This window comes from Xanthomonas sp. NCPPB 1067 (assembly GCF_020783795.1).
Taxonomy (GTDB): domain Bacteria; phylum Pseudomonadota; class Gammaproteobacteria; order Xanthomonadales; family Xanthomonadaceae; genus Xanthomonas; species Xanthomonas melonis.
On record NZ_JAJGQG010000033.1, the window covers coordinates 26,911 to 45,576 of the forward strand.

16 protein-coding genes and 2 pseudogenes are annotated in these 18,666 nt (G+C 63.4%); 6 read left to right on the top strand and 12 right to left on the bottom strand.

Annotated features, from left to right (window positions below):
• The first annotated feature begins 159 nt into the window (after positions 1 to 159).
• A complete protein-coding gene (locus LL962_RS18375; protein ID WP_228317947.1) occupies positions 160 to 1,746 on the top strand; it encodes an SDR family NAD(P)-dependent oxidoreductase in 1,587 nt (528 codons plus the stop codon).
• A gap of 190 nt (positions 1,747 to 1,936) precedes the next feature.
• Here LL962_RS18375 and LL962_RS18380 read toward each other — a convergent pair whose 3' ends face one another.
• A complete protein-coding gene (locus LL962_RS18380; protein ID WP_228317948.1) occupies positions 1,937 to 2,473 on the bottom strand; it encodes a 4-hydroxylaminobenzoate lyase in 537 nt (178 codons plus the stop codon).
• Positions 2,474 to 2,681: 208 nt separating this feature from the next.
• Between LL962_RS18380 and LL962_RS18385 the strand changes: the two genes are divergently transcribed.
• Entirely contained in the window at positions 2,682 to 3,653 is a 972-nt protein-coding gene (locus tag LL962_RS18385; RefSeq protein WP_104585903.1) for a LysR family transcriptional regulator, read from the top strand.
• A gap of 69 nt (positions 3,654 to 3,722) precedes the next feature.
• Here the strand turns inward: LL962_RS18385 and LL962_RS18390 are convergent, their stop codons facing one another.
• Positions 3,723 to 4,037, bottom strand: a complete 315-nt coding sequence (locus LL962_RS18390) for a hypothetical protein (RefSeq protein WP_228317949.1) — start codon at positions 4,035 to 4,037, stop codon at positions 3,723 to 3,725.
• 341 nt (positions 4,038 to 4,378) lie between these two features.
• Here LL962_RS18390 and LL962_RS18395 point away from each other — a divergent pair, with 341 nt between their 5' ends.
• Positions 4,379 to 5,875 carry a hypothetical protein gene (locus tag LL962_RS18395; RefSeq protein WP_228317950.1) on the top strand — a complete coding sequence of 499 codons (1,497 nt, stop codon included), beginning with the start codon at positions 4,379 to 4,381 and terminating at the stop codon, positions 5,873 to 5,875.
• A gap of 263 nt (positions 5,876 to 6,138) precedes the next feature.
• Here the strand turns inward: LL962_RS18395 and LL962_RS18400 are convergent, their stop codons facing one another.
• Positions 6,139 to 7,059 carry a hypothetical protein gene (locus tag LL962_RS18400; protein WP_228317951.1) on the bottom strand — a complete coding sequence of 307 codons (921 nt, stop codon included), beginning with the start codon at positions 7,057 to 7,059 and terminating at the stop codon, positions 6,139 to 6,141.
• A gap of 252 nt (positions 7,060 to 7,311) precedes the next feature.
• Positions 7,312 to 8,079 carry a DJ-1/PfpI family protein gene (locus tag LL962_RS18405; protein ID WP_228317952.1) on the bottom strand — a complete coding sequence of 256 codons (768 nt, stop codon included), beginning with the start codon at positions 8,077 to 8,079 and terminating at the stop codon, positions 7,312 to 7,314.
• 190 nt (positions 8,080 to 8,269) lie between these two features.
• Between LL962_RS18405 and LL962_RS18410 the strand changes: the two genes are divergently transcribed.
• Positions 8,270 to 8,683 (top strand): GFA family protein, encoded by a 414-nt coding sequence (locus LL962_RS18410; RefSeq protein WP_228317953.1) that lies wholly within the window; start codon positions 8,270 to 8,272, stop codon positions 8,681 to 8,683.
• Between the two features lie 100 nt (positions 8,684 to 8,783).
• Here LL962_RS18410 and LL962_RS18415 read toward each other — a convergent pair whose 3' ends face one another.
• Positions 8,784 to 9,116, bottom strand: a complete 333-nt coding sequence (locus LL962_RS18415) for a hypothetical protein (RefSeq protein ID WP_228317954.1) — start codon at positions 9,114 to 9,116, stop codon at positions 8,784 to 8,786.
• Positions 9,117 to 9,371: 255 nt separating this feature from the next.
• On the opposite strand from LL962_RS18415, the gene LL962_RS18420 reads away from it, so the two are divergent.
• Positions 9,372 to 11,447: an ankyrin repeat domain-containing protein gene (locus LL962_RS18420; RefSeq protein WP_228317955.1), complete on the top strand. Its 2,076-nt coding sequence runs from the start codon at positions 9,372 to 9,374 to the stop codon at positions 11,445 to 11,447.
• Between the two features lie 130 nt (positions 11,448 to 11,577).
• On the opposite strand, the gene LL962_RS18425 is transcribed toward LL962_RS18420, so the two are convergent.
• The 7 genes and pseudogenes from LL962_RS18425 to LL962_RS18455 form a co-directional block, all read right to left on the bottom strand.
• Positions 11,578 to 12,444, bottom strand: coding sequence for a DUF6973 domain-containing protein (locus tag LL962_RS18425; protein ID WP_228317956.1), 867 nt, complete (start codon positions 12,442 to 12,444; stop codon positions 11,578 to 11,580).
• Positions 12,445 to 12,447: 3 nt separating this feature from the next.
• Positions 12,448 to 12,786 carry a hypothetical protein gene (locus LL962_RS18430; RefSeq protein WP_228317957.1) on the bottom strand — a complete coding sequence of 113 codons (339 nt, stop codon included), beginning with the start codon at positions 12,784 to 12,786 and terminating at the stop codon, positions 12,448 to 12,450.
• Positions 12,787 to 12,992: 206 nt separating this feature from the next.
• Positions 12,993 to 13,385, bottom strand: a pseudogene (locus LL962_RS20995) (XVIPCD domain-containing protein); the annotation flags it as partial.
• 1,332 nt (positions 13,386 to 14,717) lie between these two features.
• The gene (locus LL962_RS18440) at positions 14,718 to 15,530 is read right to left on the bottom strand and encodes a hypothetical protein (RefSeq protein WP_228317959.1); all 813 of its coding nucleotides are present in this window, start codon (positions 15,528 to 15,530) and stop codon (positions 14,718 to 14,720) included.
• 364 nt (positions 15,531 to 15,894) lie between these two features.
• Positions 15,895 to 16,096: pseudogene (locus LL962_RS18445) on the bottom strand (hypothetical protein); the annotation flags it as partial.
• Complete coding sequence (locus LL962_RS18450) at positions 16,093 to 16,509, bottom strand: SymE family type I addiction module toxin (RefSeq protein ID WP_228317960.1); 417 nt, start codon at positions 16,507 to 16,509, stop codon at positions 16,093 to 16,095. The pseudogene LL962_RS18445 and the gene LL962_RS18450, both read right to left, overlap by 4 nt.
• Positions 16,506 to 16,775 (bottom strand): hypothetical protein, encoded by a 270-nt coding sequence (locus LL962_RS18455; RefSeq protein ID WP_228317961.1) that lies wholly within the window; start codon positions 16,773 to 16,775, stop codon positions 16,506 to 16,508. The genes LL962_RS18450 and LL962_RS18455 overlap by 4 nt, the downstream gene beginning before the upstream one ends.
• Positions 16,776 to 17,154: 379 nt before the next feature.
• Between LL962_RS18455 and LL962_RS18460 the strand changes: the two genes are divergently transcribed.
• Positions 17,155 to 17,883, top strand: a complete 729-nt coding sequence (locus LL962_RS18460) for a hypothetical protein (protein ID WP_228317962.1) — start codon at positions 17,155 to 17,157, stop codon at positions 17,881 to 17,883.
• Positions 17,884 to 18,666: the final 783 nt, after the last annotated feature.

The following is an 18,666-nucleotide window of genomic DNA, read 5'->3' on the forward strand; positions in this document are numbered from 1 at the left end:
TTGGCGCGGTGCCCCACCGATCGGCGAAAATGGCCGCCCGCAACGCGGCGCATCCCGCGGCAGCGTCCCATCCCGGCCAGGCCGCTGCCCTGCCCCGGTACGGGCACCGCCCACAGCCGTTCGCAGCGGCCGCGCCATCGCCACTTCCCTGGATCCGCCTTGACCACCACCGCCTCGCCCCCGCCTGCCGCCGACCTGCCGCTGACCGACCGCCTGCGCGCCGCGCTGGATCTGCTGGAAGCCATCGATGCCGATCGCAGCGTGCTCGACACCCTGCCCGAGGCCGACCGCGTGCGCCTGCATCAGGTGGTCGCCAGGGTCTACCACCCCGAACCCAAGGCGCGCCGCCAGCTGCTCAAGCAGCGCGAACGCGAGCGCAATCAGGAAAAGGTGCGCAAGGCCGAAGCCCTGCTCGAACAGCGCGGCATCCGCGCCCTGCGGCGCAAGCCGGTGTTCAGCACCCCGAACTATTTCCCGCCGCATGCAGCCGGCCTGCACGATGCGCACAACGGCGAGAATGCCGCCGCCACGCCGGAGCCGACGCATTCGCCGGAGCTGCGCCACTGCTATGTGTGCAAGCAGAAGTTCACCCAGCTGCATCATTTCTACGACCAGATGTGCCCGGCCTGCGCCGAGCTGAATTTCTTCAAGCGCACCGAAACCGCCGACCTGCGCGGGCGCGTGGCATTGCTGACCGGCGGCCGCGTCAAGATCGGTTACCAGGCGGGCTTGAAGCTGCTGCGTGCCGGCGCCGAGCTCATCGTCACCACGCGTTTCCCGCGCGACTCCGCCGCGCGGTATGCGCAGGAGCCGGACTTCGCGCAATGGGGCCATCGCCTGCAGGTGTTCGGGCTGGACCTGCGCCATACCCCCAGCGTGGAAGCGTTCTGCAGCCAGCTGCTGGCGACGCGCGAGCGGCTGGACTTCATCATCAACAATGCCTGCCAGACCGTGCGCCGCCCGCCGCAGTTCTATGCGCACATGATGGCGGGCGAAACCGCTGCCCTGCATGAGCTGCCGGAAACGGTGCGCAACCTGGTGGGCCACTACGAAGGCCTGCGCACGCCCGAGCTGCTGCGCGACGCCTCTGCCACGGCGCTGCCGGCAGTGCACGGCCGCGGCCTCGTCGATGCCGATGGCCTGACCCGCGCCGCCGAGCTATCGCAGATTGCGTTGCTGGACGACGAGCTGGTGGGGCAGGAGCATCTGTTCCCCGAAGGCCGGCTCGATCAGGACCTGCAGCAGGTGGATCTACGCGGCCGTAACTCGTGGCGTTTGCTGATGCACGAGGTGCCCTCGGTGGAACTGCTGGAGACCCAACTGGTTAACGCCGTCGCACCGTTCATCATCAATGCGCGCCTGAAACCGCTGATGTTGCGCACGCCCGAACGCGACAAGCACATCGTCAACGTCTCGGCGATGGAAGGCCAGTTCTACCGCAATTTCAAGACCACCCGGCATCCGCACACCAACATGGCCAAGGCCGCGTTGAACATGATGACGCGCACCTCGGCGGCCGATTACCAGAACGACGGCATCCACATGAACAGCGTGGACACCGGCTGGGTGACCGACGAAGATCCGGCCGACATCGCCGCGCTCAAGGTGCAGCAGGAACGCTTCCACCCGCCATTGGACATCGTCGACGGTGCCGCACGCATCGTCGACCCGATCATCCATGGCTTCAATACCGGCGAGCACGTGTGGGGGCAATTCCTGAAGGACTATGCACCCACGGACTGGTAAGCGCCTGCGCAATGGCGCGGTAGCGCCGCGGCATCGCCTGCCGCAGCGGGCCATGCGTGCTGGCCGGCGCTGGCGGCCTCGGCATTCCAGACGGCCTTGAGGGTCGTCTCGGTGGCCACCCCCGCGCCTGCAGCCGCGGCAGTGCGAGCGGCTCGCGCCTTGGGTGGGTGACTCCGGCATCCGGCGCTCATCACGCGTCCTCTTCCGGCGGTGGTCCGTAGACGATGCGCCCTGCCGGCAGGTAGAACAGCGCGATGATGCGTCCACCCCGCGCTTCGGGGTAGTGATGCGAGCCCGGGCCGGGCGCCGTCCATCCGGCCTCGCACCATCCGTTCGGGCCCATCAGCGCCGCGCCCGGGTCGAGCGGAACCACCATGTTGAATTCGCCGTAGGTATGGGTGTGGTACTGCCCGCGATAGGTGTGTTTCGGTGTGTTCTGCGCACTGCCGCTGTCCATGTAGACCGCGGTGATGCTGAAGTAATGCGTGCGCTCGGAAGGCGCGGCGATCCGGCTGCGCCGGTAGATCGCACCGTCGAGTTCCTCGTTGGCCGCCCAACCATCGCGTACGCCGCCCGTCACCAGCTCGGCCAGGGCCTGGAACAAGGCCGAATCCGGGCCATAGGTGCGGTTCAACCAGCGCTCGACCTGGGTACCGGCCGTGCGCTCCTTGATGGCGTCCAACAGCTCGATGCTGCGCTGGATCAGCGCCTCGCGATGGTCTTGCATGGGGTCCTCATCGATCCGATCCGCATCGGACGTCGTGTTGCGGCCCGCGCGGCGGTGACCAACGCAGACCCGGGGCCGCACGCCCGCTATCGGCGTGCGGATGCGTCCTGTTTCTGACGCAACCGATCATGGGCGTTTGGCACGACGCAAGGAACTGGATTGTTTTCAGGTTCAAGATGCAGCAAATTCATTTTGCGGAAGGTCAGGCGTGCCCATCGGCCAGGTGGACCTCAATCTGCTGAAGGTCTTCGATGCGATCTACGAAGACCGCAATCTGGTCGCCGCGGGCCGCCGTCTCCATCTGAGCCAATCGGCGGTGAGCCATGCGCTGTCGCGTCTGCGCATGGTGATGGGCGACGACATGTTCGTGCGCACCGGCAAGGGGATGCTGCCCACCGCACGCGCCACCGCCGTCGCCGCAGAACTGCGCGACTGCCTGCGCCGGCTGGAGGCGGTCATGGGAGCCGAGCGCTTCGATCCCGCCACCACCACGCGCCGCTTCGTGTTCGCGGCCAACGACTACCTCACCGCCACGCTCATGGCGCCGTTGCTGCGCGCGCTACGGCAGGCAGCACCGAATCTGGACATCGCCATCCTGCCGTCCACGCGGCTGGATCTTGCCGAGCAGATCGATCTGGGGCGTATCGATCTGGCGATCGGCATCTTCGCCCAGGTGCCCGAGCGCATGACGCTGACGCACCTGATCGCACAGGGCGAAGCGCTGCTGCTGCACGAGCAGCATCCCGCAGCGGGTCGTCAGCCCACGCTGCACGACCTGGCCACCTATCCGCTGGCGGTGGTCTCGGTCGGCGGCCGCGAAGAAGGTGCGGTGGATGGTTTCATCCTGGAACGCGGGCTGGCACGGCATTCGGAAATGTTCGACCGGCATGCATTGGAAGCCGCGCTGGCCGGCATCGGCGCAAGGCCGCGGCTATGCGTCACGCTGCCGCACGCGCTGGCCATTCCCACGCTGCTGCCCGGCAGCGACATGATCGCCATCGTGCCGCAGTCCCTCACCCACGCCTGCATCGAAAATACCCGGCTGCAGGTGTACCCGTTGCCTTACCCGACCACCAGCGTGGCGACCAGCGCGGTCTGGCACCAACGCAACGATCACGATCCGCTGCATCTGTGGATCCGCGGCATGCTCGCCTCGACGGTGGACGCGCACCAACCCTAGCTGGCCGCTGCCTTGGACTGCCTCGCGTGCCGCCTGCCGCGCAGGCGTGCTCGCTGCGCGCGCGGCGCCTCAGCGTGCGCGCCCGGCGTCCTTGTTCGCCTGTGCACGCGTGAGCGCGTTGGCGGTGGCAATGACCTCCGGCAATTCCTGCCAGAACGCGTCTACCTGGTCGGCCGCCACCACACCTTCGAACGTGGCGCCGTCGAACACCGGCCGGGTCTGCAGGAACAGCCCGTCGCGGCCCTGCAGGACGAAGTGGAAACAGGCCTGCCAGCGCGGATCCGGCTGGGCAGACAACTCCACCACCACCTTGCGGCTCTTGCGATCGGCCTCGCCGGGCACAGCGGTAATGGTGCGTGCGGTAATGGGATTTCCGGTACTCATGGCCGCAATGATCCGCACCACCATGTCGCCATTCCGTGATCCACGCCCGCGTGTACCGGTGTTTCAGTAAGGCCAGAGAGTTTGACGATCGCCACTTCACGACGGCATCACTCGATCGACCACGACGCCACGCGCCGCGTGGTTGGCCTTCCGGCTCGGCGAGGTAACACCCGCATCTTGCCTGTGCGCATCCGCGCGACCGATGTCTTCACCCACCGGGACTGGCCTGCCAGGTCGCCGCATCGACCACCGGGACGCCCTCCACATTCCGCTGACACCAGTAAGGTCGGTTGCTGGCATCCTTCCTCGGGATATTCACCACCGACGCAGAGGACGCGGCCGTGTCGCAACACGCCATCGAAGAGCTGATCGAGCGCTGCATCCATCTGGTCGATGCCAGCGCAGTGGAGCGTTCGCGCAAGGCAGCGCTCATCTACGCGCTACTACGCCTGCAGGCGCGTTACGACACCAACCTGACCTGGTTGCGCATGCACAGCATGCTGCTGCGCCATGGCGTGCTGCTGCGCACACGTGCCGAAGACGTCGGCGACACCGCACTACGCGCCCATGCCCTGTCCGCCGAGGCCCCAGGTTGGCTCGATCGTGCACACGGCCCCGCCTATCTGGCGTGGGAAGGCGACACCCGCGTGGTCTACCGGCTGACCGAGCCCGGCACCGACATGCCGCTGGCCGAGCTGTTCTACCAGGTGCTGACGCTTGCCGACCAGTCGGGCGATGCGTCGCTGTTCGTCGACGGCTATGGCCTACTGGTGAACGGCTGGCTGGACGAAACCTTCGACGCCAACGACGGCATCGCCGCCACGCTCGATGGCCTGCTCGCTTCCGATGCATTGCAGGGCATCCGTGCGCTGGCCGCGCGCCAGGGACTCAAGCGCCGGCGCAATGCGCCCGAGGATCTGGCCTTGCCGCGCCTTGACGACGGCGGTGCCGCGGACGACATCGAGCGCGCCATCGGCCTGCGCTTCTTTCTGCAACCCAAGCGCACCTCGGCAGCGCTGCGGGCCGCACGCGACAAGGCACGGCACCAGCAAGCCCGGGTCTACGCCGTCCTTCCACAGCTGATCGATCGACACCTGGGCGCATCGCTGCGGGCCGCAGACTGGTCGCCCGTCGCCGTTGCGGTGCCGCTGCAGTGGCACTGGATCCGCGATGTCGACGGCAACCGCCAGCATCTATGGGCCAGCTACGACGCCTCCCTGGGCGAGCTGATGGTGCAGGTGGGCCTGCAGCATGCGCGCCTGCTGGCCTGGCAGCAGCGTACGGCAACCACCCACCTGCACGATCTGCATGTCGTGGATGGCGCAGCCCGGTTTCTCGGCGAAGACATCCTGCACAGTGCGGACATCGGCAATTACGGCGGCTGGGTGGTGAATCCGGCAAGCAGCGATGCCACGCTCGAGGCCGGCCTGGATCGCCTGGCGGCCGCACTCCCCACGCTGGACGCAAGTTATTTCGGCCGCATTGCCACGCAGCTCGCCGGCCCCTGGTTCGAACGCCCTGCCGACACCTGGCTGCAGTTGCTGGAAACGGGCGACGATACCGGCGCGGTGCCGCCCACGGTGGTATTCGCCAGCCCCGACAGCCTGCTGCTCGCCTTCGTGTTCTTTCATCTGGAACGCGGCCATACCACGCACGCGGACGCGTTGGTGGAGCAGCTGCGCGCACGGCTGGCCGCACGCCCGCGGCCAAGTGGCTGGCATCGCCACGCATTGGCGCCGTTCCTGCAGCAATGGGAACAGGGCGCACGCAGCATGCCGATGCCCGCGGTGCTGCACCCGCTGCTGCTCGCACACCTGCGCGCCAACGACAGCGCCTGATGGTGATGCCACAGCGCGTCGCGGTAGCGACGATGCCGTGTCGGTATCGGGCTGATCACGCTGCGCAGCCACCGTTTGGGGCGCTCGACACGGGCGCAGGATCCACAGCCGCGCCATCCTTGAAGCCCTCACCAGGGGCACGATCGCAGCATGTGCAATGCAATTGCCCGACTAACGCTGGGGGCCGGCTTTTCCGCGCTTGCCACAGCTACCCTCAACGCCGACTCACGGCACGCACCGTCCCCACGCCGCATGTGGCGTCTTCAGTAACGCCGCGCCTCGGCCGTCGGTGGCAGGGTCGCAAAGCGTGCGCTGTTGAAGTCGTGCAATCGCCGCACCACCTGCTCTCCGTCCTGTGGATAGCGCGCAATCGCGCTCTCGTGCAAGCGATACAGACAACCCTCGCGCGCGAACACCAGATCGCCGCCATCCCAATCGGCCCAGTCGGTACCCGGTAGCGATGCCAGCACGGCACCCTCACGATCCAGCACACGGTGATCCAGCGCATACCACGCATCGTTCTGCCGCCCCACTGCCTGTAACAGCGACTGCAGCACGTGCCCGCCCTTGCCATGCTTCTCCAGCACACGCGGGCGCGTGAAGCGATAGAGCACCCCACTGCGCAGCCCACCGCTCTCGCCTTCACCGGCATCGCGCACGCGCCATCCATCGCGCTGCCGGAGCGCATCGTCGATCGGCGCATCCTCGCCACCGCCGGAGTATTGCCCGAATGGCCGCACCCTCATCTCGTGCGGCAACCGAAACCCGGTGGGCAGCGGAAACGGCGCACGGCCGTCCTGTGGGCGGTGATTCAACAGCAGCGTCCGCTCGTCCTCGAAGACGCCGCCACCGCCCCACGTATCGCCTTTGGGCCACAGTGCCAACGCCGTAAAGAACGGCGGCCGCGACAACGCCGTCCAGCTGCCGAAGTCGCCCTTGTGCTTGGCCGCGAAATACACCAGCAGCCGCCCCGACGGCGACAGATCGCACCGCCGCTCGTAGATGCGGCCCTTGAACCATTGCCCATGCTCGAAGGTATCGGTGGCGCGGTCCCAGCCAATGAGCTGTACCTGCTTGGTCGGCCCGCGGCGAAAGATCACGGCGGTGCGCGCCTCACGCGCCAGCAGCGCATAGAGCCGTGTGGCCGGTGCCGCATGTGTTTCGCCAGGCTGTGTCGCGTCCAATCGTCACCTCTGCCGGTTGGCCAGCGCGCCATCGCCCGCATTGCGACAGCGCACTCCAGCCTTGTACAAGAAGGGGCCTGCGTCGCTTGCGCCGGCCTCGGCAGGCGCAGGATAACGCTCGATGCGCTCTGGTTGAAGGCAGTTGCCCAGATCGGAAAACCCTGGCGCATCGCGGCAGATCTCACGCAACGTAGGGCGGCACGATGCGTCCTGCGTTGTCCAGCGTCTCGCGGAGCGTCCAGCCGCCGCCGCTCAACCCGCGCCGACCGCAGCGACGAACGGATCGTTGGTGGAATCTTCGTTCCACACATACTCGGCAATACCGGCAACCTGACTGGCAGCATCGCGACCGAAGATCTTGGCGATCAACGCAAGTGCCATGTCCGTGCCCGCCGACACGCCGGAGGAAGTGAAGATGTGTCCGTCTTCCACCCAGCGCGCCTGCCTCACCCACTGCACCTTGGGGCCCTGCGCTGCCACCCAGTTGAAGGCGCGTTTATTGGTCGTGGCACGCCGCCCATCCAGCAAGCCGGTGCGCGCAAGCAGCGCCGCACCGGTACAGATGCTGCCCACATGCGGCGCGGCGCGTGCCAGGCGCGCGATGCCGGCGATGAGCGCAGCGTTGTCCACTTCGCGTCGCGTGCCCGTGCCGCCGGGTACCAGCAGGATGTCGATGGTGGGCGCCGCATCCAGGGTGTGATCCACCGCGACCGCCGGCCCCGCACTGCTGGCCACCGCGCCCATGCGTTCGCCGAGCATCACGATCTTCACCTTGCCCTCGAGGTTGCCGAACATGTCCAACGGCCCGAACACGTCCAGCAGCTGGAAGCCGTCGAACACCACCATGCCCAAGGTCAGCTGCGCCCCATCTCCGGCCGCCTTGCCCCGCTGCGCGCCCGCAGGGCGCCGCGCATTCGCCATCGCGCCAGCTGAGAGCAAGGCTGCACCACCCAGCAATGCAGTGCGCAGCACCATGCGGCGTGCGCGGTCAGCAGACGTCTGCTCCAGTTCGATGGACATGACAGTTCCTCGGATGTGCATAAAGGCCAGGTGGCGTCGCGCATGGACGAGTTCGCAGTGCAGCGCAGATCCCGTCACCAGCGCGCAGCCACTGTATGCACCGCTGCGCAGTGCCGCGTGAGGACGCCTGCCTGGACGCGACCGCCACCTGCTAGATTGCCGCCACTGCGCACCGACACAGGAGTTCCCCATGACCCCGGACATACTCAGCGGCCGCTGCCACTGCGGCAGTGCGGGGTGGCAACTGGCGGGCGATCCGGGCTCGATCACCGCCTGCAACTGCACCCTGTGTCGCCGCTATGGAGCGCTATGGGCCTACGACTTCGAGCACGGGCGCATTGCCCTGCACGGCCCCACTCAGACCTATGTGCGTGCCGACAACCGCGCTCCCGTCCTGGAAATCCACTTCTGCCCAACCTGCGCAAGCGTCCTCTGCTGGCGCGGCCTGCACCTGGAAGCGGACGGCCGCCGCCGCATGGCGGTCAATCTCCGGCTTGCAGATCCACACGCGGTCGCCCACCTGCCCATCGACCACTTCGACGGCCTGGACAGCTTCGACGATCTTCCCGCCGATGGCCGCTGTGTGCGGGATCTGTGGTTTTGAATCACTGGACCGATGCCGACTGCCGCGTGAGTGAGCCCGTTCGCATGCTTGGAGGTGCCGATGCGGCCACACTGAGCCTGCACCCATTCCTTTACCTGCATCAGGCATCCGACTTGGCAGGCGGGTCCTTGCTACGCGTTCTGGAAACGGCGGTCACGATGCCAATGCCCAAGAGGACGACCGCACCCACCGCGATCCATTGCGCGCTCAGCCCGGCCAGGTGTGCGCCATAGGCCAAGCCGCTGATGACCACCACCATACCGATCAGATAAATTGCGAACGACGACACGTCCGTCTCCTCATTGTGGGCGGCGCAGATTGTTGTTCGGCTGCCGTGCTGGCCGCGTGAGGACCAGGGAAAAGCGTACTGGAGAATCTGAAGAAGAACACCGCACGTGTCGTCGCGTTCCCATGCTGGCGGGAGCGAATCCATCTCCACCTCGGCCCGCGAACCTTATCGCCTACAGGAAACAGCATGCAGAATCAGCAGTACAGGCACCTGCCATCGGCCTTCCGCAGGCACCCACGCCTGGCCCGCTATCCTGCTTAGTGCAAGCAGCCTCCCGACTGTGCTTCCTGCAAGGAACTGCTTCTGAACAAGGTCACCCGCCGTCAGTTTCTTGAAGCCGGCCTCGTGGCACTGGCCACAGCGGGCGCGCTCGGCGCCTGCACCACACAGGACACCACGATGCAGACACGCTGGACGCACTGGCAGGCGAAATGGCGCTGGATGGAAGCCATCGCGCGCAAGCGCCGCTGGCAGGTGACGCCGTTGCTGATCGCGCCGCCGGCGACCGAACGCCAACTGCGCGCGCTCGAGGGCCGCCACCGCCTACCGGTCCCCACCCAACTGCGCCGCGTGCTGCGCGAGTTGTCGGCGGAGGTGACCTTTGGCTGGCACGTCCCCTCGCATCTGCGTGCAATGGAACAGCAAGACATGCCATCGATGAGCGTCAACCGTGATGCGGTGTGGAGCCTGACGCACATCGACACGATGGCGCTGCCCATTTTCATGGAGTGGAAACAGGATCTGGCCTCGCGCGATCTGTCAGAGGCGGCGAATCGACCTGAAATGTGGGAAAACCAATTCGCCTTCTACAACCTCATCAACGGCGACTGGCTGACCATAGATACCAGCCATCCCGACCCGGCCCGACAGCCGGTGCGCTATTTCTCGCACGAACTGCAGATGCTGCACGGCCTGGCACTGGCACCGGACTTCTTCACCTTCATCACCCAGATGTCGGAGCTCGGCCTGGCCGGCACCGAATGGGCATCGTGGATGCGCTTCGGCAAACTCAGGGATGAGGACACCTACTATCTCGACGCAACCAGCGATGGTGCCAAGGCATGGCTTGCCTGGCTGCAACGCGACCCGGCGCAGAACGAGCCAAACACGCCGCCGCTGCCCATCGTGGAGCGCAGCAACGCCGACCGCGCATTACTGGACGCAGCGCGTGCCAACGCGCTCGACGATGTCGCTGCCGCGTTGCTGGCCGGCGCCGTGCCCGACTGCACCCCCGACAGCGAGTGGCTGATGGAACACACCGCCGCCGATCAGGAATTCTCCACCGCCATCCACTACGCCACCCGGCATGACAACACCGCCATGATCGCGCACCTGCTCAAGGCAGGCGCCACGCTCAACACGCGGCTGCTGCCACTGAACACGGCGGTCAAATACAGCACATTGGCCACGGTACGCTGGCTGATCGCCCACGGCGCGCGCGTCAATGGCTGGGAACATCAGCGTTACTGGCCGCTGCATGATCTGGTGGTCACCCGCGGGCCGATCGCCGCGATGACACGCGAACAGTACCGCCAGCAGCTGATCGACAGCATCAGCATCGGCAGCCTGGACTCGCTGGATGCAATGATCGCGCAGGCCAAGGACGCGCAGACGCGCCAGCGCTATCTCGCCGCCAAGCGCGCGTTGCAGCAGGCCAGCCAGGAGGCGCTGAAAGAGGTCGACAGCAAACTACGCAACCACATCAGCCGGCAGGACTATCTGGACATGCTGGAAGCGTTGCTGGATGCCGGCGCCGACCCCGACGCACCCTGGGACAACGGCATCACCATGCTCGGCTGGTGCGGTGCCGCCACCGCACGCGTCCTGCTGGCACACGGTGCCGATCCCAACGCACGCGATATCCACGGCACGACCCCGCTACACACTGCCACCACCGGCGAAAAGGTACGCCTACTGGTCGCCGGCGGCGCCGACATCAACGCATGGGCCATCGCACAGGACCCCGACGACTCGCAGCACTACACACCGCTGCAGTCGGCGCTGCTCTCCCACACGCTCGATGGCGACAGCCCGATCAACGCCTTACTGGAACTTGGCGCAGACGCCACCCGCAAGTCAGCCGACGGACGCTCATCGCTGGCGTATTGTTTCCAGCCGGATCTGGTGCGCCTGATCATGGCCAAAGGACTCGACCCACTGGCCTTGCAACCAGGCCAGCAAACGCTGTTGCACAACCTCACCTCCCGTCACTGGTTACCACGCCACACATTCCCGAAGGAAGTGGCATTTCTCGATTTCCTGCTGAGCCTGGGCATCGACATCAACGCGCGCGACGCCAGGGGCCGCACCCTGTTGCACTACGCCGCCGAGCAGGAAAGCGATGATGAGAGCGCACCCAACTATGCGCTCGTCCTGGCCAGGGGCGCCGACAAGACCATCCGGGACAACGACGGCAAGCTCCCCGTCGACCTGTTCGCGCCATCATTGCAGACGGTGCGGGCGGCATTGCGGTGAGCGTCATGCGCTGACCATTACCGGAGCCAGACATCACGCATCAGCATGCGCGCGCCGGCCTTCCCTTGATGACTCAGCCGTCGAAGGCAGCACGTCGGCAGTACCTACCACCAACCTCCCACTGGGCCGCCTAGCGTCCAGGCGCAGGTGCTTGTTGTGTCGCCTGCGATTGCGCTTGGTCGTAGGCCTGGACGGCGTTGTGCTGATCGGCGGTGTAAACACTCTGCCGCATATCAGGTGCCGGCGTGGTCGCGTCTACCTGTGCCCGAAATCCTGGCGTCTTGCCAGAAACGAAGATCTGGTCGTCACGCAGAACGGCGCCGGCGAGCTGGTCAACCCGTTCCACACCCGCCTGCTTTGCGGCAATCATGACCTCGGCCACCTTGGTATCGGACACCGATGCAGGCAGCTGCCCACGCAACGTATTGAAATACGCACGGTCCGGATGCGTGTCTGGGAACCTGTCATGCGCTTGGTCCTGCAGGCGCGATACATCCTTGTTGATCCGGTCAACATCGCCGCTGGTCACAAGATCACGCTGAGGATCTCCCTGGGGCCGCGCCAGGCGTGGATCGTCGGGAAACAGCTGCCTCAGCCGCGGATCGTTCAAACCGGTCGCCAGATCGCCCTGGCGCAGGGCAGTGTAGGCCTGTCGCGCCAGCTCATCCTGCCCGGAGGTCTGATCGCCGAGCCGGCGACCGGCTTCGTTGTTCCATAGATCCATGCGATGTTCGTAGGGATCATTTGGATGGGCTGGCCCAATCTCGGCATCATCTCCGAACCTGCGTGCGATCCACTGCTGACCTAACGCAAGCTGGGTGACGCGGCCGCTGGTATACGCATGTCGAAAGGCATCGAGCTCATCGTTGTGCCCCTGCGATTGGAAACTGCCATCGGGACGCTTTGCCAAGGTGATGCCGCTCAGCTGTTCGTAGTGCCGATAGGCTTCCTGCTCAATCTCACGCTTGGCACCCTTCGGATCGGTGATATCGACCATGGCCTAGCCTCCCTGCGCTGCCTTCTGAAACTCGATAGGCCCTTGATAGCCCGGATACTTCTTCTTGATCAGGATGCGATCGGATGGCGTGACACAGCTGTCCTCCAGGGAATTGCTCACATGTGCCTCATCCACGAAGAACTCTTCATAGGGCAACGGCAGCACGGATGTCTCTCCGTCGCGATCGAACTTCAGCAACAGGCTGTCATCGCGCTCGAAGCACAGCGTCTTCCAAGGGAAATCGGTCAGCTTGCCGGCTTCGACCACAACCGAGTCCTTGCCGGCCAGCAGCTTCACAACATGCTCGGAGAACTGTTCCTTTGAAATCGGTGGCTCATTCATGGCGCATCCTGCAAAGGTGGCAACGACCACTGCGGCCGATGCCGAAACGTAAGAACGGAAGATAGCGAATGACATACGGCGCGGCCCCTTCCTGCGGTAGAGCGATGTTTAACCAGAAGCGACCAGCCGGCACCGCACCTCGCCTACCTCTCTACAGCGTGCGATTGACGGAGGGTTCAACAGTCCCAGCAAAATCGCACTAGGCCTCACACCATACGGTGTTGAGGCGCAATCGACTGCTCTTGCTGCTGCACCTGCTGCTGGAACTGCTGTTGGCGCTGCGTTTCGCCCAAGGCCTGCAATTGCGCCAAGGATTGCTCGACGGGCTGCGCTATCGCCTCGCTCGTCTTCATATGCGCCATCTTGTGAGCGGGATCGTTCAACGCGCCTTCCACAACGAAGACGTTCTCACCCTGTCGCACGGACTTGGTGTTCTCGCTCAGCACGACATGATCGATTCGCGACAGCCCGTTTTCCTTGGCTAGATACGCGCTGCTTGCTGCCAGCCGGGCACTGTTGTTGTCGTACTCCCTGCCGAGGCCTTGCTCCAGGCGGCGCACGGCATCTTCGGCCTGGCGATGTAAGGGATCTTGCGATGGACTGAGCGAGCCATGCGTCGGCCCTACAGGCTGGGCTTCATGCCCGACCTCACCTGGTACACGCAATGGAATTGCATGCGGATCGACATGGAGCAGGCGTTCGTGCGAGCCATCCGAATTCGTGCGGTTGATATCAGTCGTTCCATCCTGGTGCCGGTCACGGTTCAGACTACCCCGTAAAGCATCCGACCACACACCACCAACAACTGCATGGCCCTGACCGTCACGATTCCATACGACAACATCGTTGCCGGAAGAGTAGAGACCTGCAGTTGGACCACTCTTTCCCTCAGCTTGTGGGCGCCCCCATGCGTGACTTGCGCCTCGATCCACTGACTGGATAAAGGCTGGGGCTTCGCCATTCTGCAAAAAGAGCGTTTTAACCACACCGTAGTGATGAGACACATCAGCAGCACCGCGGCCATTGCGTGCATCAGTTGGATTGATGAGTGGATCGGCCGCCACGCTCGCGTACGCAGAAGAGAGTGGGCTTGCCTGGTTTGCCTCACGCAACGCATTGAAGACCGCGGTGCCCTTAAGTGCATGTTCCACACCACTCTCGATGTAATCCGCCTGCTCGTGACCTTTGACGATTTTGTTGGGAAGCATTCCATCGATTCGTGTCTTCACGTCGTCGACACTCTTTAACGTTCCGTCATTGATTTCCTGTAGCACGCCAGGGTAGCGACCACGTCCAGCCTGATTTTCAAGCTTCATGATCATCGTTGCCAACCTTGCTTGATCATTCAGATCTGACCCTGCATATAGATCTGTCTTGCGTAGCTGCTGCACTGCGCTGCCTAAATCTTTTGCGCCATCGCCTGGTCGCATCAGCTGCTCGACCTGAGTTCGGTCGTGCTCATGTACAAAAGCGACTCCCGCGTCAGAAGCAAGGAAGCGATCAATGTTTGATTTGACCGCTCCATCAAGTGCTCTTCCATTCTCCGCCTTGATGGCATGACCATCCCGCTGTAAGTCGTGGATGGTTTGCGTGCGCTGTTGCTCTGAAAGAGCTACAGTCGGTGTTTGTTGCCTAGCCCATTCCTGGTAGGCGTCAACTAGACGAGCTGCGACATCTGGATGTTGTCCGAGATCGGTTTGCAGCGTCCCGATTGAAAACCCACTATTGCCAATGGGCGTCATCACGCCGTCATTGATGGACCCCGCAAATGAAAGCCGGTAGGCAACGTTTTTGCCTGCCATGCTTCCCTCTGAGGCGACGCCGATCGCGAAATAGGCAAGCGTTTTGAGTTCGTTGTCACTCAGCTGCGGCGGCGCTGGTTGTCCTGCTTCTTGTGACATATCCTTCTCCTTGGCTGAAAAATCAATCAACTAACGACTGCAAAGCGCTATGTTCGTGCGGGCAGCGTGGATGACGGTCAAATACTCATCAACGACCGCTGGCGCCATCCCTTCGGAAATCTGTTCATCCGTACGAGCAGCATCTTGCTTGTATTTGGATAGAACTGACAGGCAACCTGGCTTGTCTTTCAACTTGTAGAGCGTGAGCGCGTAATCGTTCCGTAGTGCGCCCTCATCGGCCAAACTCATTGTCGGAACGCAGCGTTGATAAATGGGCGCAAGCGCACCCTTGGCTTCGACATATTTCTTTTTATCGTAGAAGGATTTGAAGTCGTGACGCGCCTTCTCGATCGCATCGGTGGCACAGCTTGAAGACACACGCTTATAGATTCCCTCGAAGCTGCCGTTGCTTCCGCAATAGGCCTGGCACTGCTCTTTGGTCGAAGTGCTGATGGCTACACCATTCGCCTCCATCTTTAGAGCAAGCGAGCATTGACTTGGCTCTGCACCTTCATAAACAACCGCGCGGCCGCTTTTATCCAACTGACCAGAAAGCGTACATCCGCTGTCGACATTCTCTGTATCCAAGGAGAACTTCGGAAGTTCTTGGCCCTTGGGTGCATCAATGATCAGGCGCCCCCATCCACCTTCGGTGACATAGGTACCGATCACAATCTGGGGAGGTCGCGGTGCATCGACATCTGTGATTGGAGTAGAAGCAGGCGTCACAGCGGTGGCCGCTGCTTGCTGGCTATCCGGTTCCGGCTGTGCTTTACCGCACCCAGGCGGCAAAAAAACTCCCGCAAAGATTAGTGCATAACAACTATTCCCAATGCCTTTCATGGCCGTGCACCTTCAATGTGTCGAGGCTGGACAAGTTACATCACGCAACCAGTTCGGGCACGTTCCGGCCAGTACAGTGGCCGCGGATCTCTTCGCTTCATGGACTAGCAACGGAATACGCTGGGGAACCAAACTCACGTAAGTGAAGGGTTTTCCCGCGCCTCTGCCCAAGCCTGGTGCCGCCTCAGGCCGTCGGCCCCAAGCCCAGCGCCGCGCCCTGCTTGGCGCTACCGGCGTCTCCACCGGCGGCAACACCTCCATCAACGACTGCCCAGCGCCTGCTGCTGTTCGCGTGCCTGGGCCTGAGTCTGGTTGATTGCCTGCGGGCGATCCAACGACAGGCTCCCTGGTGCCTGCACGGCGTCCCTCATGGCAGATGTCTCCGTGACGATTGCCGGGGCTGGGGTGGCTGCCGTGTGGGCGCATGCGCCCAGAGCGAGGGTGGCGAGCAAGACGTAGAAGGGGCGCGCAATCATGAAGCGTCCGTTGTGCGCTGGTGTGGCTGCGACGCTAGTGGCATCCGGCACCGAGGTCAATCGCAAGGGGTCTGGCAGCCGCACCATCATCGCCGCACACTGCGCGCCTTGGCCGGCACCTCCACCGGCGGCAACACCTCCATCAACAGCTGTCCCGCGCTGGCGGTGATGCGCAGCTTGGTGCCGATGGCAAAGCCCAGTTGTTCCAGCCATAGGCCGCTGAGGCGGACGTGGGGCACGTGCTGGTCGCCGGCATGGTCGTGGGCGCCGGGGTAATGGGTGTAGCTGACTGTGCATTGGCGCGGGCGGCGGGCGCGGCGGGGTGCGCGTAGCGTGCCGGGGCCTTGCGGCGAGGCGTCCGGGTCGGGCGGCAGCATCAGTGGCAGCTTGGTGCGGTCGGGTTCCACAACGACCCACTGCACCCGCTTGGGCGGCGCGGGGCGCGCACGCGTGCGGGTGGGCCGTGCGCTGGCAGATGCCGTGGGTGGGCGGCGGCGTGTCATGACGCCTCCGGCTGGTGGCGGGTGATGGATGCGGCCGCGCACTGCTGCAGCGCCACAGCACTGCGTGCGAACCGGCTGCGCAAGGTGTGCGGCAACACAGCGGGCTGACAACTCAGCGGATGCGCGGAATGGGCGCTCGCCTGCTCAACAGCCGCGCGTGCGGCCAGTCGGCGCAGCACCTCGCCTACATCCCACAGCAGGCCGTGCGCGGAGGCTGGCAACAGATAACCCGGCACCGATGCCGGCGTGGATGGTGCGGTAGACATGGCAAAGCCCTCCTGGAACAACCCAAGAACCGCCGCCAACGGCGACGGGATGTCGGGAGGTTCGAAACCGCACACAGCCGGCGGGCGTATTCCCCTTGCGGGTGTTGTATTAGCCGCCCTCCCGACGCAGGCATTGCGTCGGCTTGTACCTGCAGGATGCAGGCACAAAAAACCCACCGGTTTGACGGAGGTGGGTACCGCTGTGTGAGGAGTTTCGACGCTCCTTGGGCTTAGATTGCGAGCGCGACGTGCGTGTGTCAATAGCAGCAGAGGCGAACGCTTGACGTCTTTTTGGCAGCGTGCTGGCAAACCACCTAAGGCTGAGGAATACTGATCGTCTAAGACGTTGGTTCGACGCGTGATCGCCGAGGAAAGCTAGATGATTTCAGTGGATGAAGTAGCAACGGAACGCAGCGCCGCCGTTGATGGAGAGACAGTCACGCTCACGGACACCAGCTTTCCCTCGCTCTCTGCAGCAATGGCTCACTACACCCAGGTGACCGAGCAGAGCCGCGCCGGTCCAGTCGAGCGCTGGAGCTTGGCGATTGGCTTGATCGGTGCCGGCGTCGGGATCTTGGCCGGTACGTTGCTAGATGGCAAAACTGGCGTTTATTTGTCCGTTTTCGGCCTTGTCACTGAGTTGACAGGCTTTGTGGTCTCGGCAGCGCTAACCGTCAAGCGCGAATGGCCCGGGTTCCGCCGCCCCTATGCGGATCACGCAGACCTGATGGAGCGGGAGTTCCACCAGTATCAATCGATCGTTGCGTCGCTTCGAAGTTTTCCGTTGGAACAACGACGTCGACGCGAGGCATTCATGCGTGACCGTCGCACCAACATGCATGATCGCCTGGGATTGTTCACCGGAGGCATCGAGAAGCTGGGCTTCATGCCTGTCCTGCTTGCCCTCTATTTGCAGTTGAAAGACTGGCGTCTGGGCGACTGGACGGTATTGAGCAAGATCACCCTAATCCAGGGCGTGCTGGCCTTCACGCTACTGTTTTCCTTTGCGATGTCATGGCATCTCATTCGCCTACGTATACGCGTGCAGTCGTACGAGCAATTGTTGGCTGAGGCTAATCGGCAAGATAACGCCCCAACAAGCAGATAGCCGCCAAGCAGGAAATATCCTTTTTGTACAGTATCAGGCCAGCATTCTATGCCGATACGCGCCCCTACTCATCTCACCTTTACAACGATGCAGTAAAACGACCAAGATCGATCGGAACTTCGATGAGCAGCTTCACCCAGACATTATAATAAAATTAGCTGAGATAAGGTAGAAATAAAATGAGCCTAAATACCCGTGCCGGCCACCGCACAATCTGGGAGCGCACGAAACTCGCCACACGGATTTTGTACCGAACCGCTTGGCTAGGCTGCCTAGTATTCTGGCTGGTGACCATATTGAGGTCGCTTATCCCCTTCTCATATGGCAATTGCGGGTCACTAGTCTGCAATGTCTACGACTATGCTGAACACCTCTTCGATTCGTTAGAACTAGTAACTATCCTTACCGCGCTTGCATTACCGCCGGCGCTTACGATCATTCTCTTTATCGCGCGATTGCGCGCACGCCGATGGCTAAGAACAGAATTACGCCTTTGTATCGCAACCTGGATCGCACTCTGTATTTTTTTGTCGAATATTTCGACGTCCTAATCAGCGGGATATCCATGGTCCGAGGCGACTTGCTTAGCTTAACGGGCACAAAGGCAATCAAACTGAACCGCCCCGGGAACCCCGGAGGCTCCATTACTTGAGAAGATGGAGCCATGAGCAGAGCAAGCAAGTTTTCCCCCGAGGTCCGGGAGCGGTCGGTGAAGATGGTGCTGGAGCACCAGGGCGGGTACGCGTCGCAGTGGTCGGCGATCGTGTCGGTGTCGGCCAAGGT

Coding starts and splice junctions, on each gene's coding strand:
- LL962_RS18380 (WP_228317948.1), bottom strand. CDS start 2,473: ATGCAAGACCATCGCGAGGCGCTGATCCAGCGCAGCATCGAGCTGTTG.
- LL962_RS18390 (WP_228317949.1), bottom strand. CDS start 4,037: ATGAGTACCGGAAATCCCATTACCGCACGCACCATTACCGCTGTGCCC.
- LL962_RS18405 (WP_228317952.1), bottom strand. CDS start 8,079: ATGTCCATCGAACTGGAGCAGACGTCTGCTGACCGCGCACGCCGCATG.
- LL962_RS18410 (WP_228317953.1), top strand. CDS start 8,270: ATGACCCCGGACATACTCAGCGGCCGCTGCCACTGCGGCAGTGCGGGG.
- LL962_RS18415 (WP_228317954.1), bottom strand. CDS start 9,116: ATGGATTCGCTCCCGCCAGCATGGGAACGCGACGACACGTGCGGTGTT.
- LL962_RS18420 (WP_228317955.1), top strand. CDS start 9,372: ATGCAGACACGCTGGACGCACTGGCAGGCGAAATGGCGCTGGATGGAA.
- LL962_RS18425 (WP_228317956.1), bottom strand. CDS start 12,444: ATGGTCGATATCACCGATCCGAAGGGTGCCAAGCGTGAGATTGAGCAG.
- LL962_RS18430 (WP_228317957.1), bottom strand. CDS start 12,786: ATGAATGAGCCACCGATTTCAAAGGAACAGTTCTCCGAGCATGTTGTG.
- LL962_RS18440 (WP_228317959.1), bottom strand. CDS start 15,530: ATGAAAGGCATTGGGAATAGTTGTTATGCACTAATCTTTGCGGGAGTT.
- LL962_RS18450 (WP_228317960.1), bottom strand. CDS start 16,509: ATGACACGCCGCCGCCCACCCACGGCATCTGCCAGCGCACGGCCCACC.
- LL962_RS18455 (WP_228317961.1), bottom strand. CDS start 16,775: ATGTCTACCGCACCATCCACGCCGGCATCGGTGCCGGGTTATCTGTTG.
- LL962_RS18460 (WP_228317962.1), top strand. CDS start 17,155: ATGATTTCAGTGGATGAAGTAGCAACGGAACGCAGCGCCGCCGTTGAT.